The following is a 14,844-nucleotide window of genomic DNA, read 5'->3' on the forward strand; positions in this document are numbered from 1 at the left end:
AATCCTGAGATATATAGACATATAACAGTAAAAGATAAAAGGTGAAGATACAACTAATGAATAAACTAAACCATGAAAAAAACACGGAGACAGTTTATGAAATAGGGGAAACGGTTTATGTTCTTTTAACATGTACGGAAGAAGAAGACCCAGTGAGTTTTTACTACTTTAAACAATTTGAAAAAAAAGAAGGCGTGATTTTAGAAGTGATCGAACACCCACGTCTCCAATATCGTGTAAAATTTGACCAGGCGAAGCAGTCTTGTATCATGAGGAATTAACGAATTCCAATAACAGTATCGGATAATCAAGAAGGATGGGAGGGGGATAAAGTGGAATGGTATACACAAAAAGAAGTGGCTGATTTATTAGGCGTATCCAAGGCAACTGTCTACCATTTTGGAAAATAGAAGAAAATCAAAAAAATTCTGGACCCACATCGTTTACATAAAGAGGCACGTTTATGAAAAAGCGGAAGTGGATCGATTAGTGTATGAAAAGCAATCTTTTACCTACTGGTATGAGTCCCAATGATGTTGCAAAGAAATTGGGATTATCTGTACAAAGTGTTTATAAGTATATACAAGATGGTTCAATAAAAGCCAAGGCCGTCCCTTATGGTGATGAGAGGACAATCTATGTCATATCTGAAACAGCATATGAGGAAGCCGCCGGATTACTGAAACCATCTGAATCCCAACGCCCAAAACGATTTGAGTATTATCATCCTAGTCGCGATATCATCTTATTTCAGAAATTCCATTCAAGCAAGGTTCCTGAAGCACGTGTTAAACGGAATAAGGACAATGAATGGGGTTTTTACTTAGCTAATATTCAAAAATGGTTGCCATTTGAAAAAGGGATCAGGGAGTATCAGTTAAAGCCTGTCTATCCCATTCATCAATCCACTTTTGAACATAAAGGATATGTAGAGTTAGATATTCCGAAGGATGCCATTGTCTTTTATCCATTCGTGGACTATTTATATGAAACATGGGGAATGGAAAACATACGATTGAGGGAACAGGATCAAACGATCCAACTCTTCATTCGAGCAGGTGAAAGACCATTAACGATAAAGGGTTTCTTTGTGGATGATATCCTGCCATTTTTAATAAAAGGAGACATCTACAATGAAGAGGGTCACCTGATTTTACGAAGTTCGTATAGAGAATTACCTATTGATCTATTAGAAAGTATAACAGAGTTAGCTGAACAAGAAGGAATCAGTATGAGTAAGTGGGTAGAGCAAAAACTATCATCCATACTAAAATGATTTAAAGAAATGATTTGATTGAGGTCTTTATACCATACATCCAAGGTCATTGCCCATTCATTATATTCAGAGCTACTCAGAGGCCTCATTATATTTTTTATTGATTATAAACTATTTCTTTGCATATATCAAAATACACTAAAAAAAAGAGACCATTTCATATCCTGGAAAGGAGCATGAAATGGTCTCTTTGATTATTATTTTTAGGCTGTTGCTGACGTTAATCTAATTTTCTAAGTTCCAATAACTATATATTATCGTCTAAAAAGGTCACTAGCTTATCCCATTGATTGAGAAAGTATGTGATGTCTTTTTTTGTTTGTAATATTAGGAATATTCCCTGTATTCCTTTAGTAGTATAAGGTGGATAAAGTGAATCACATTGAAAGGGTGAAATTGGTTGCGAAAACCGATTATTTCTGGAAAGGCGTCAACAAATCATAAACTGTCAGTTAATCCTCAAACCCAGTCTCGTTCATCCGTACAATCTTCGGACCTAGATCTTGATCGACGTCTTCGCCAAAAACGTTCTTCTAATTATGTTAAATCAATGTCAAATCTTGATGCTGGAGGGGTACATTGCGACGGAGCGAAGGTGCAGCAACTAATTCGTGATATTCATAACGAGCTGCCTGAACTTGCACCTGCTCAATATCCTATTGGAATAATTGCTAAATGTTATTTAGGTATGCCTTTCGAAGTTCATACTCTTGATTGCACATTAGAAATTATTCATCATTATAAAAAGGGAGAACCCCTTCCTAATATGATGGAAAAAGCCAGAAGTCTAGCGATACATCCGATTTATACATTTATTGAAATTTACTCAGATCGTATGTTAGCAGTAAAAGAAAATGGTGAAGTATCAGTTATAAAGAGGTGAGTACGGTGTCTGAACAAAGAGTTATTCATGCTGCAGATTTAAGTGCGATCGAAAGAATTCTGAAAAGTCTTGACAATAATATTAGCGCGGTTTCGCATCAGGTAGAGTATGCAGCCCAAGAAATTAATCAAACACAATCACAACTTCAACAATTAATGCAAGATTTTTATAGATTTGTGCAAAAAGATATGTTAGACAAAAACCTACAACTAGCAAAGACTGGCTTAGTAGAGATACGACAAAAACTCCAAGAACAATTTGGACATTATTCGGAGGTACGCAGACGTACTACTGGAATATTACAGGCTGTTGATGCCAACTTAGTAAAAAAAGAAACAATAGAAGACACAACGGAAGAGCATATGCTTGCTGCCCCACGTTATTGGCTTGCACCCTGTTTAATCGCCCTAGCTTCATGGCTAAATGATAACAGGGAACTCGCAGAACGCGCGATGAAAGAAGCGCTTCGCCGGGATGCTGAAAAAACTTCCCTTTTCTTTGCGCTTGTGTCGAGGCGTGGTGCCCGTAATAAAGCTTCACGGTCATGGATTGAACGATACTTTAGTTTACAAGACCCACACAGTTTAGAAAGGGAAATTGTCGTCCTTATTGATGGTTTTGCAAATGGGGTTTTTGGTCCTGATGCCAGAATAAAGTGTGGTAAGCAAATCGAACAGTGGATTGACGAACTTTCCGAAAAGCCTGGTTTTGTTGAAGAACAGCAACAGCAGTGGAAAAATGCCTTGGAAATAAAAATGAAAAACTTAGATGAGAATGAATATCCATATTTACGACAATACAGTCCAACATGGGATACACTTGAGCGCACGTTAGCTGGAGCCCGTCTGCATAGCGCTATTTACGAATATTTTTCTAGCATTTTTGAAAAAGAGGTTACTCCTTCCGAAAGTATTGTTGTTGCAGTTGATGTATTACTTGACTCGCTCGTTAATAGCTTTGACGAAGAAGAATTACCACTAAAACGTCAAGAACGTTTATTAAATTTAATTGTTGAAGAAAACGGAGATAAAGACAGAGCTAATGCACGTATGGATGTAGAAAAATCAATAGAAGAACGTGTTCCATTTACACAATTGTTAACGAACTTTGCCATGAATCCCGAAACCTCTCATGCTTCAATCGCAACACAAAAGTTTTCGATCGCCTTATCAAAAGATTGGATAAAAAATGCCCATGATGACATGACTGCAGAAAACCATGCAAATGTACCGGTTGATATTCATGTATCAATTGATTCTTGGACATATGAAACAACAGATGGTTCGAATGAAGAAGACTTAAAAAATTCTTTGGATAGGCACTATGAGCAACTAAAAAACAAAGCCATTTCAGATGTTAAATTGGGGGTAAAACATTATGCATCTTTAATTGGGGCTGGATTACTCTTGCTACTAGCGATATTCCAACAGAGTATACTGCTTTTCCTTCTTAGTATCGTCGGTGCTGTTTATTTTGCCATCGGGTATAAAAATATTGGTAAAAAGAAGGAACAGATTGAGATGAATTTTAATGACATTAAGGAGCAGAACGAAAATATATTAAGGGCAATTTTGGCTGAGGTCGTAGATTGGAGAAAAGAATACGAGAAACAGGATCAGTGTGCAGAAAAGGTAACCAACTTATTAAATGAAATTTCACCTGAACAGTATTCATTTACAACCTACGATCATGTAAGAATATTAAAGCAATAACACTGTTTAATAATTATTTATTTTAATAGAATTTCATGACTGGTAATGATTGAAACTTTCATTGGGTGGAGGGGGAAAATGGAATCAAACAAGTCACAGCCAAAAATGGTAGATAGACAGATAGGAAAACAAACAAATGGTAAAGAAATACAATCAAGTTTGTTAGATCAACAAGCAAAGCTCAATATAAATGATGCGCTGGCTTCGCAGTTTCCTGGGTGGGATTTATTGCCACCGGATAATTTGGTAAGAAGAAGGAGAACAAAATTGTTATGAATGTACCAAAAACTTATTCGGATTGGGTTTATTGTTTTGAGAGATTAAAAGAAGGTAATATCGATGACCAAGTAATTTCAACGATGGAAAAAGGTTCAATTGAATGGACGAAAGGAGTTGCGGAACGATTTACAGAGCAATTATATGCTGTTTTGGAAAATCGTCTTAAGCAATCGGAGGAACAATTGCAAAGAAATATAAACAATTCCAAAGGAAATAAGAGTCATATTGCTAAAGCTCTATTGGATGCAAGAAAACGTTTGTCCGTTTTAAATCGAGTAGCCATGTTACCAGCATTGCCGGAAAACGTGAGAGAAACAATGGAATATGTGATCAAAGATTTTGCAGGTAAAACGATGAAGTCACTAGAAGAGAGTGCAAAGTCGGATAGAACAGGCCATTTGGGGATGGAAATTAAAAAAAATTCACTCTTAAAATTTGGGGACTTAAATAATCATCAATCTTCAAGCAATGTTCAACCTAACTTACATTCGGAATCTACCGGGGTACAACCAAATAAACAAAAGGGGAGAAGGATTATATTACCATGAATGATACAAAAACAGTGTTAAAAACGGTGGAACGCTATATGAAGGCTCGAATCCCATTTATTTCATTACGAACAAATGAACGATCTCGAGCGCTGGACATTCTCGGTGAAGTAGCAAACAACATTAATGTGCCTGTATATGTACACACGTTGTCTCAAGGAACAAGGGATATTTTAACCAATCGGATTGTTAATGATGATCGTTCCGTTGTTGGCGGTTTGGATTTTGCCAGCCAGCAAATGAGTCAAAAGCAAAACCTTACGTTTATCTTCACTGAGGTTTCTGATTTAGGAGATGACACTGATACAGCCCGTCTTTTTCAAGATGTAGTGATGCTTGCGTTACAAACAGGCGGTGTGATCATAATTATTAATAATAATCCCATTTGGGGCCAGTTACAAAGGCTTGGTATGTCTGTAACATTAGACCCACCTAATGAAGATGAGATGTTGCAAATTATTCAAAGTCAAATCGCTCCTTATCGCTCAGAAATACCAATTGAGTGGGGACCGGCAGAAGAACAACAAGCAGCCGCCATTTTAACGGGAATCAGCCAGATTGAAGCTGAGAACGTCATTGCTGCCTTGTTGGTTAATGGTGAAATACTTAACGAAGATATGAAGGAACTAATGCACGCAAAAGACCAGATCTTTGCTGATATTTCTGGTATTGAACGAGTTCATGTGAAAGAAAATTACTCAGTAGGAGGTCTTGAAGGGTTAAAACAATGGTTAGCGGCCAACGAAAAGCTGTTAACAGCTGACTTGCGGGACCGCGGGATACGCCCTCCAAGAGGAATTTTATTAGTCGGGGTTCCTGGGTGTGGTAAATCATTATCAGCGAAAGCAATAGCATCCCAATGGAATCTGCCGTTATATAGATTAGACCTTTCAACCATTCAAGGAAAATATGTAGGGCAAAGTGAAGGGCGTTTAAAAGAAGCATTAAATACAGCTGATCATGTTGCACCTTGTGTACTTTGGATTGATGAGATTGAAAAAGGATTGGCTGGAGCTGTTCAAGGAGCTAATGATGGGGGAACATCGGTACGAATGGTTGGTCAATTCTTATTCTGGCTGCAAGAAAGCTTATCACGAGTATTTGTTGTGGCAACAGCAAATGATGTATCGAAACTTCCTCCAGAACTACTCCGTCACGGTCGTTTCGATGAATTATTCTTTGTTGATTTACCAGAACCTAAGGAACGCGAAGAAATCATTCGTATTTATGTGAAAAATGGATTGAAGCGAGAGATCGATCAGGCAGTAATGAATAAATTAGTAACCTTGTCAGAAGGTTTTTCTGGTGCAGATATTGAGGCTGCTGTACGTGAAATTGTAAAACAAGCCATCATTAAGGGCGACGATACAATCACGGAGGATACATTCATTAAATATTTCGAAAATGTTGTACCACTATCACAAACAAGTCCTGAGCAAATTGAGCAAATTCGCAATTGGGGGCGTGAACGTGCAGTTCCTGCTGGAAAACAGTCAACTACAACTGAGGATAAAGAAGTGAATCGTCATAAGAGCCGAAGAAAAATTCTTGTGTAAATGATTGGCAATAAGAAAGAGTAAGCAAAACATGAGTAAATCATGATTTGCTACTCTTTTATTATTGAATAGTAAGAAATAAAACACATCTTAATCATAGAATCTTTATCAGAAATGAACTGTTTTAATACTTTTTTAGACTGAAATAAAAAATGACGAAAGTTTATCCCTTCATGTTAAACAGTGCTTATTTTACCTGATAAGGAGGATGTAATGGTGAAATACTGTCATAGGTGTAAGGATGGTCAAGAATATTCAGATGACGTAACAGAATGCCCTGTTTGCGAAACATTTTTATCGACGAAGCGTTCTAAAATTCTTTCAAGTCCCTCTCAAGCAGGCCAAGTCGACATTCATTCACCGAGCAACCCTATTCAGTCAGTACCGACACAAGCCACCTCCTCTGTTCAGCAGCAAAAGAAACGTTCAATGGATAATAATGGAGTAAAGTTAATTACAAAAAGCTTTATGAAAATGGGCGAAAGAATGAAAAACATGAATCTGCCAAAAATCGGACTATGGCGGACGGTTGAGGGCGAAGTTCGGAATTTTCATGAAGATGAAGTGAAAACCAATTTTATCAAACAATGGTTTATTTCAGTTATAACAGGTGCCCCTTTTGTGCGAGATGGAAATATTAATTCTTTTGAAGTATTAGATGAAGACGGGAATAGTTTTAACGTCGTACTATATGGAAAAATGGTTCGAGGTCGTTTTCAAGAATATTCAAGAGTCAAAGTTTTTGGTTCAAGAGGACTACATAACACGATTGTCGCAAACTCAATTAAAACTTTAAACAGCCAATCAAGGGTTCGAACAAACTTTTCTATTCCTGCTACTTTTATTCGATTGATCAGTTTAACCGTTTTTTTCTATATGTACCAATTTATTCTTTTTCTTGCTGAAGTGAATTGGGCAAACATCATTTCCATCATCATTCAGTTGATCATTATTTTTCTTGGTTTAAGATGGATGATTCGAAAATTATTTCGTTGATTCCCATTTTATAAAAAATCAATGCTTTGCTTCTTCCGGGTATTAAGAAATTGAATAGGTTTGGAGGATGAATAACAAATGAATAAGGAAAACACAGAGATTAAAACAAAAAATGATCTCTTATGTAAGAAATATCTGGATAAAGAAAGCGAGATTATTGTACAGGGATTCGAAGGGACGGAAGAACTTTCTTTTTTCCGTATAAAAGGATTAACAAATTTCTGGGAAAGCGATGAAAAGTTGGACTTTCATTCCATAATGGCCGATTTGATTAGTGGAATTAATCATGTTAACCTCACTTTTGTTTATGCTTTAGTCGGTAAGAAAAATGAAGTGAGATATATTTTAGGAATAGATTCATCTTATCGACATGTAATGGAAAACTCCTTGCGTTCAGCTTATCCGTATATTGAACTTGAACCACTTGGAATGGTGGAGATGAGTACAGAAATATATAAACTAAGTCAATATGGCGGGGCTGTGACTGGATATCCGACGAATAAGATCATAGGTGAAAAGGAAACTTTGCAGATTGAACGGCTTTACAAAGGTCTTTACGGTGATGAATGGTGTTATTTGGTCGTAGCCAAAGGATTTAATCCATTTCTAGTAGCGAGAACTCATGAACGTCTTCTGGATGAGTTGGATGAAGTAAGCCAAAACGCAAAAAGGACGATGAGCGGTGGATCCTACGGTAGTGAATCATGGGAAATGACAAACTTATTTAACCAGCGTTATGTGGAGAATCTTGAATTACTTGAAAAGCGTATTCATGAAGGCACTACAAACGGATTGTGGCGAATGAACGCCTTCTACATTTCTCCGGATCCAAAGACGGTGCAAAAAATGGGCAGTTTAATTACATCAATTTTTTCAGGGGAAGAATCGAAGCCGGAGAAGATTCGAACCATTCCCATTAACAATATTCGTGAAATGGTACACCGTTTCCCACTCATTGGAAATCCCCTTGATGAACAGGAGAAAATGATCCATCCAATTGGGATGTGGAAACGGAAATCTACAGACAAAGCATATATACAATCCTTTCAATATAGATATCAAACCATTTTACCGAGCCATGATTTAGCAACACTCTGTCAAATACCACGAAAGGAATTACCAGGTTATTATATCAATCCGTACGTTGAATTTGAAACGTCTGATCGACGACAAGGGTGTGACTTTGAAATTGGAAACATTGTAAATGGGAATGATGAATTGAAACAAAATCCTTATAAGATGGATTTAGAAGATTTGAATCGTCATGGACTTATTGTTGGAATGACTGGGGGAGGAAAATCAAATACGTCCAAAAATCTATTAACACTGCTTTGGAAGAAGCATCACATTCCTTTTATGGTGATTGAATCAGCGAAACGAGAATACTGGGAACTTGCGAATTTCGATGGATTTGATGATTTATTAGTATTTACTCTTGGGGCAGAGGATGAAAATTCTGTACCTTTTCGGATAAACCCGTTTGAGAAAATTGGAAATATTCCACTACAAACACATATCGATTACCTGCTTTCTACATTTAAAGCGAGCTTTGAACTATATCCTCCGATGCCTTATGTATTAGAGACGGCGGTTTATCGAATTTATGAAGACTGTGGATGGGACGTTTTAGAAAATAAATGCATCCATCCTGTTCCGCAGTATCCAACACTAGAAAATTTGTATAACAAGATTGACATCATTGTGAACGATCTCGGTTATGACCAGCGTTTGAAATCGGATATTACGGCTGCTTTAAAAGCCAGGGTTCACTCTCTTCGTGTCGGTGGTAAAGGAGCTATGCTCGATACCCATTTTTCAATCAATATGGGGCAGTTATTGTCACGACCAGTTGTATTAGAATTGGAGGATATTGGTGATGACGATGTTAAAGCATTCGTGATGGGGATCGTACTTGTTCACTTATATGAGTATCGGAAAGACCTTTTGTCTAAACAGAAAGGATCAAGTAAAAAGTTTGATCATTTGATTTTAATTGAAGAGGCCCACCGATTACTAGCAAATGTCGGTCAAGGGGGTGAGGGTGCTAACCCACGCGCAAAGGCCGTAGAGTTTTTTACTAACTTGTTAGCCGAAATTCGCAGCTATGGTCAAGGTTTTTTCATTGCGGATCAGGTTCCAACAAAATTAGCACCCGATACATTGAAAAATACAAACTTAAAAATTGTTCACCGAATCGTCATGCAGGAGGATCGTGAATGCATGGGCCATTCAATGAATATGACCGAGGAACAAATGAATTATATAAGTACGTTAAAACGCGGATATGCAGCTGTGTATTCCGAAGGAGATGTACGGCCGAAATTAGTCAAAATGCCGCTAGTAAAAATTAGCACTGAAAAATCACGCAGTGAAATCATATCATACATGCAACAGTCTGTAAAAACAATGGTTCGAGACACCTTGAAACCCAAAAATGACGGAACGGTTTGTACTTTTTGCTTAGGGCAATGTGAACATCAGAACCATATGGAAGAGATCTATGATTTTATTAAAAAGAAAAATTGGGAATCTTTCGTCCTTGAAGAAGTTTCAAAATATCAATACAGTCCTTATGCGTTTGACCGTTTTTATGACCAGTTAGAAGAGGATGGTTATTTTGATTCCATCTCCTTTGAAACCAGACTTTGTACCACAAATCAAATAATTAGGCAAACAGGCATGAAAGAAAGCGATAAACGAAAGAAAATAGTCAATTATATGTATTACAAATTTCAAGAAGTGAAGAAATAGAGAGATCCTGCTTTTGGGCTAAAGACATATATAGTATTTTGTTTTTCTAGTGAATTGAAATAAGTATAAATGAGGCTGATTGACTTGGAAAACGAAAATTGGGGACACATAGAGGGAAGCCAAATCAATGATACTCCTGGGTACTCCGGAGAACTGGATACCACTCTTAATCGAGCTCCGTTTGAAGGTTTTCCGACGTATGAAACATTGGACCCAGAAGGTTTCAATGATACATCAGATGATTTATCCGAGAATGAAATCAACTTAGAACAAACTCCGTTTAAGGGTTTTCCAAATGAACGAACTGAATCAAGGGAAAGTCTGAAGGATGATCGTGCTGAGCGTTCGGATGGACCTGAGAAAAATGGGAGTCGATTACCGTACGAGAATTTTCGAGATGAAGCTTCTGCCCAACAGCGGATAGAGAAAACATTGCGGGGAAATATCGATTCAGGAGATCAAGCTATTGAAGGGGAAAATGTAACAAAGGATAATCTTATGGCAGATGAGAGACAAATTCCGCCTAAAATGGTACCAAATGTTGAGGTAGGTCAAGAAATGGCCCCAAAACCTCGAAACGTAAAAGACAGCATTAATGATTCGGAATCAGGTGGGAAATTAGAACCCATTACAGAAACGGAGAATATTGGAGAAAGCGAAACCATTCAGAAGGTAAATGACAGTCACAAAGAATTAGAAAACAAAGAAAATGATCATGGAAGTAAACCATTTGGACACTTTCCAGGTGATATTCCTAATCAAAATGAAACACAGCTAACGCAGAAAGGCAAGGAAAATAACCTAGAAGAAATAGGAGGAGAAGAAAAAACCGAACCAAACAAAATGTTGGAACCATTTTCCAATGATGATGTGGGGAAAGATGGAAGTAATAACATTGAAACGGTAAAGGAGACAATACAAGAGGAATTTAGTGAAGACAGCAAGGATACTATTTTAAGCAATACGGATCATCAACCATTAAAGGAAAATGAAAATATCGAAGATGCCAAGAGAAATGAATTTACGGATAAACATCATGAAAGCCAAGAGATTGGCGAACAAAATAGGGACGTCGATTCGGAAAAAGAAAAAGAACAAACGGATGTAGATGCTACAGATAGAAACGGTATCAACAATGGAATCCAAGATGACAGTTCGGAAATGGAAAATACAGTGGAAACAGGAGATGGAACTGAATCGAAACATGACAGTGAATTAAACGATCAATCACAAGAACGTAGCGAAGAAAATGGTCATTTAAATAAACCAGGAAACAAAAAAAATGACGGATTCAATTTTTTAACCATAAAAGAGTTTTTGAGTAAAAAGATAAATGATCCAAAATTCAAAGAGAGTATTCGGAGAAGTCTAGATAAATATGGGTGGTTATGGGAGAAAAATAAGGCATTCCCAATATATAGAAGGGAAATGAAAAAAAGGATTGTTGAACTTTCAGACTTTACAACTGAAAATCTAGTTAATATCATTGATAGCATCCTAAACACGGTTAACGATCTTGATCATAAAAAGGAGAAGAAGCAATACAATTCTTTGAAGGATAAAGTGATGAAGAAAAGACGGGACCCCAATTCAACTTTTACACTAGAGCAAGGTGGAAAAGGTAACAAACCTAGACTAAGAGAATATAAAAGGGCAGCAGGGTCCAATATATTTACATCTTTCGGGGAAGGTATCTCTGACACCGCAAAGCGTGCATCATCACAAAATATGAAACGGGTCGGAACTCATCCTTTATTTACAGGGGCGAAAATTCAAACTCACTCTGGCCGGGACTTCAAAAATAGAAATATAGCATATGACTATCAACAAGACTATATGAAAATACCGGTTGAATTAGCAAGTGATCCAAAAAAGGTTGTCCCCACTTTATGTAAAGGAATTGGATATAGGGCGGTCAATAGAAAGTCTCATCATGACAACCCTTTTACGGAATTATTAGAGCATCAAAAACTTTCCTTAAATGAACAACAATGGTCAGAATTTGGAAATGCAGTTGATCCTATTTGGGAGATACGGAATGGAGCACAGGTGCCAAAGGATTTATCAGAATTTGAAAATGTGTTAGGAAAAAAATCACCATACTCAAGACAACGTTTTAATGAGGAAATGTTTGCACTTGGTTCAAGTCTAATGCTTAGAGATGACGTTGCAGCCGATCAACCGAAAATCACAGACCGGGATAAACTCTTTTTCGTTGTCCGTGAATTAATGAAATATATATATAATCGCCTCAGGAATAAAGATCCAAGAAGCAAACTTGAGTTTATGAAGGATCTATATAAAAATGGAAAAAACATATAAAACCAGCTGGACGCTAAATGGACTTTGAAGACATGCGTACATGAGCAATGAGATGTTAAAGGATTGAATAGAAGGGGCTGATATTCTTGAAACCACCTAGAGATCCCTTTGAAAGTGGAGATCAGAACAATGAAAATGATGATAAACCAGAAATAATGGAGACAGAACAAAATAAACAACCATTTGAAAAACTGCCTAATAATGGGGAAATAAAAAATCCTCAACAAACAGAAAAAAGGGCCCATTTCATTTACCATACTGCTGAGCCAAAAGTAAATGGCGAAATCGAACAAACTAAGGAGACGGAAGAAGAAGTACTAGCAGAACCCACGAAGGAAAAAATAGATCCTAATACAAATGGAGAAGAACTCAAAAAGGAAAAAATAGATCCTGATATGAATGGAGAAGAAACCATCGTAAAAGTAGAAGATCCTCCCCATACAGAAATGAATTCTCATTTCAGTGAAAATAGAGAAAAGCCAGTAGAAAATGACAAAAACGAAAAAACAACATGGGGGCGAATTAAGGGATTTTTTCGTAAGCGGCCAAATGAAGTTGATGAGATGGATAACAACGATATTGGCATTAAATTTGGTGGATTTTCTATACAAAGTAATTTGAAAAATTTAAATGAATGGAAAAAACAAAGTCAAGAAGGGATAGGCGGTAGCATTTTCCTCAAAAAGAACATTGATGGTATAATCGAAGACATTAATCGAAAAAAGGAAGATACAAATTGGACTTGTTCGCTTAAAGGACACCTTGGAACTGGGTTTCAACTTGAGGAATTCAATAGATTAGAAGATACGGATATATTTATTTCATTTAGAAAAGGGATTTCCGATGTCGAGCAAGAAAAAACCAGTAAAAATGTACAAAAGATTAGCCAACATCCACTAGTAAAGGGAGTGAAATTTGATATTCTCCCTGACATTAAGACTTTGAGTAACAATGAGCAAAATCAAAAAATAATCGATAGTGACGCCTTAAGCTTTAAAAAAAATAATATTGGTGCAACATACGAACGTGAAAAAGATTGTATAACGATTCCTGTAGAGTATGCAAGTAATCCTGATCAATTAATTTTCTATACTGGACACGAAATTGGTCATAGGGTGACAAATGGCCCATTTTTTAAATTAGCGCGGAAACATGATTTCCCTTTTACAGACATACTGCAAGACCAGAGGATATCAATTAATGAACAACAATGGAAGGAATTGGACGATGATTTCGATGCATTATTGAAGTTACGTGAAAAAATCGCTACTCCAAATGAATTAGAACTTTTAGAAACAAAAGGTGCAAGAATGAATATAACACAGGAAGAACTTAACGCAGTTTTAGACAAGGGTGGTACAGTAGAAGTTTTACCAGCTGCAGACTTTAAGCGAAATAATGAAGAAAATAAAAATTTACCAGGACGACAGGTAGAACTATTGAAAAAAGGTGGTGAAGTAGTTGTTTTACCCAAGGATTTATTCCATTTAGAGTATCCCTTTAAAATTGAAGAGCATTTGGAAAAAAGTGGTCCGAGATCGGGTACTAAAGAGGAAAATTTTGCTGACGAGATGTATGCCGTATGCTCAGAATATATGTTGAGAGAAGACCTTGTACGTGAAAAACCACTCATTATAGATGGGAATAAACATCATTTTGCGGTTAGTCAATTTATAAAATATGTTAAAGGTAGTTTAAATGGTGATGATTCTAGAGATCTAAATACAGCTGTTAAAGATATTTTAGGTCAATTAATAGACATCGATGGAAAACAGCCTGAAATGACAGAATCTGCTTTGTTGTGGTGGGGTGTATCATCAGATCACGTCAATCACTTGAAAAAGAAAGAGATGATGATAAGAAGTTCCTTTGACGAAGCATATGAACTTTATGAAATTATGGAAGGTAAGCCTATCCCTGTAAATAAGATAGCTGGAGTATTTAGACTTACAGATGGAAAAGAACAAAGAATTACCTTTTGGGAAGCTCTGCACAAAGATCCTAAAATTGATTTGAAAAAAATGAGAGGAATCCAAGGTCACATTCAGAATAGTTCCGTACAGGACTTTCATAAATGGGTATCGTCGAATGAGTGCGCTAAACTATTTTTTAATAATAGTAGAGCATATTATTTCGAAGATGAAGATGTATATTTCATTTCAGAAGGGAATCATAGGGCTATATATGCGATCATGACAGGGGCCGATACCTATCATGTAACTGAAATACGTCATCATAAACTGAAGGAACAAAAAAAGATTGAATTTCAGCAAAGATATGGGGGTAAAATTGGACTTTTGAAATGGCTACCATCTCGCATTTCAAATTTTTACTTAAATTCGGCGAAAAATGACTGGGAATATACCCGCTTGCAAAAAATGATTAACGAGTCTACACAACAAAAAAAGAAGGACTAGGGAGTGGGGATTTCTGGAATTGATTTTAACTTAAACGAGTTTTTGGATTTTTCATAAAAAATTAGATATTCCGATTGCTGCTACGATCTTAGCTGTTGTATTAG

General features: G+C 36.6%; 11 protein-coding genes. All 11 read left to right on the forward strand.

The window, feature by feature from the left end:
• The first annotated feature begins 56 nt into the window (after window positions 1-56).
• The 11 genes from NYE65_RS21630 (at window position 57) to NYE65_RS21680 (ending at window position 14,740) form a co-directional block, all read left to right on the forward strand.
• Complete coding sequence (locus tag NYE65_RS21630; protein WP_340861632.1) at window positions 57-281, forward strand: hypothetical protein; 225 nt, start codon at window positions 57-59, stop codon at window positions 279-281.
• 212 nt (window positions 282-493) lie between these two features.
• Window positions 494-1,276, forward strand: a complete 783-nt coding sequence (locus tag NYE65_RS21635) for a helix-turn-helix domain-containing protein (RefSeq protein ID WP_340861633.1) — start codon at window positions 494-496, stop codon at window positions 1,274-1,276.
• A gap of 400 nt (window positions 1,277-1,676) precedes the next feature.
• Window positions 1,677-2,159, forward strand: coding sequence for a hypothetical protein (locus NYE65_RS21640; protein ID WP_340861634.1), 483 nt, complete (start codon window positions 1,677-1,679; stop codon window positions 2,157-2,159).
• A gap of 5 nt (window positions 2,160-2,164) precedes the next feature.
• Window positions 2,165-3,871, forward strand: coding sequence for a hypothetical protein (locus tag NYE65_RS21645; protein ID WP_340861635.1), 1,707 nt, complete (start codon window positions 2,165-2,167; stop codon window positions 3,869-3,871).
• Window positions 3,872-3,949: 78 nt separating this feature from the next.
• The gene (locus tag NYE65_RS21650) at window positions 3,950-4,147 is read left to right on the forward strand and encodes a hypothetical protein (protein WP_340861636.1); all 198 of its coding nucleotides are present in this window, start codon (window positions 3,950-3,952) and stop codon (window positions 4,145-4,147) included.
• Window positions 4,144-4,698, forward strand: coding sequence for a hypothetical protein (locus NYE65_RS21655; protein ID WP_340861637.1), 555 nt, complete (start codon window positions 4,144-4,146; stop codon window positions 4,696-4,698). The genes NYE65_RS21650 and NYE65_RS21655 overlap by 4 nt, the downstream gene beginning before the upstream one ends.
• On the forward strand, window positions 4,695-6,254 hold the full coding sequence (locus NYE65_RS21660) for an AAA family ATPase (protein ID WP_340861638.1): 1,560 nt from the start codon (window positions 4,695-4,697) through the stop codon (window positions 6,252-6,254). The genes NYE65_RS21655 and NYE65_RS21660 overlap by 4 nt, the downstream gene beginning before the upstream one ends.
• A 213-nt stretch (window positions 6,255-6,467) precedes the next feature.
• Window positions 6,468-7,250 (forward strand): hypothetical protein, encoded by a 783-nt coding sequence (locus NYE65_RS21665; protein WP_340861639.1) that lies wholly within the window; start codon window positions 6,468-6,470, stop codon window positions 7,248-7,250.
• A gap of 78 nt (window positions 7,251-7,328) precedes the next feature.
• Window positions 7,329-10,001, forward strand: a complete 2,673-nt coding sequence (locus NYE65_RS21670; RefSeq protein ID WP_340861640.1) for an ATP-binding protein — start codon at window positions 7,329-7,331, stop codon at window positions 9,999-10,001.
• A gap of 84 nt (window positions 10,002-10,085) precedes the next feature.
• Window positions 10,086-12,323, forward strand: coding sequence for a hypothetical protein (locus tag NYE65_RS21675; protein ID WP_340861641.1), 2,238 nt, complete (start codon window positions 10,086-10,088; stop codon window positions 12,321-12,323).
• Between the two features lie 86 nt (window positions 12,324-12,409).
• Window positions 12,410-14,740 (forward strand): hypothetical protein, encoded by a 2,331-nt coding sequence (locus NYE65_RS21680; RefSeq protein WP_340861642.1) that lies wholly within the window; start codon window positions 12,410-12,412, stop codon window positions 14,738-14,740.
• Window positions 14,741-14,844: the final 104 nt, after the last annotated feature.

Source organism: Peribacillus sp. FSL R5-0717, assembly GCF_038002945.1.
Taxonomy (GTDB): domain Bacteria; phylum Bacillota; class Bacilli; order Bacillales; family DSM-1321; genus Peribacillus; species Peribacillus frigoritolerans.

What these genes read in the sequence shown, in the direction of transcription:
- NYE65_RS21630 (WP_340861632.1), top strand. Translation starts at nt 57, where the DNA reads ATGAATAAACTAAACCATGAAAAAAACACGGAGACAGTTTATGAAATA.
- NYE65_RS21635 (WP_340861633.1), top strand. Translation starts at nt 494, where the DNA reads ATGAAAAGCAATCTTTTACCTACTGGTATGAGTCCCAATGATGTTGCA.
- NYE65_RS21650 (WP_340861636.1), top strand. Translation starts at nt 3,950, where the DNA reads ATGGAATCAAACAAGTCACAGCCAAAAATGGTAGATAGACAGATAGGA.
- NYE65_RS21655 (WP_340861637.1), top strand. Translation starts at nt 4,144, where the DNA reads ATGAATGTACCAAAAACTTATTCGGATTGGGTTTATTGTTTTGAGAGA.
- NYE65_RS21660 (WP_340861638.1), top strand. Translation starts at nt 4,695, where the DNA reads ATGAATGATACAAAAACAGTGTTAAAAACGGTGGAACGCTATATGAAG.
- NYE65_RS21665 (WP_340861639.1), top strand. Translation starts at nt 6,468, where the DNA reads ATGGTGAAATACTGTCATAGGTGTAAGGATGGTCAAGAATATTCAGAT.
- NYE65_RS21670 (WP_340861640.1), top strand. Translation starts at nt 7,329, where the DNA reads ATGAATAAGGAAAACACAGAGATTAAAACAAAAAATGATCTCTTATGT.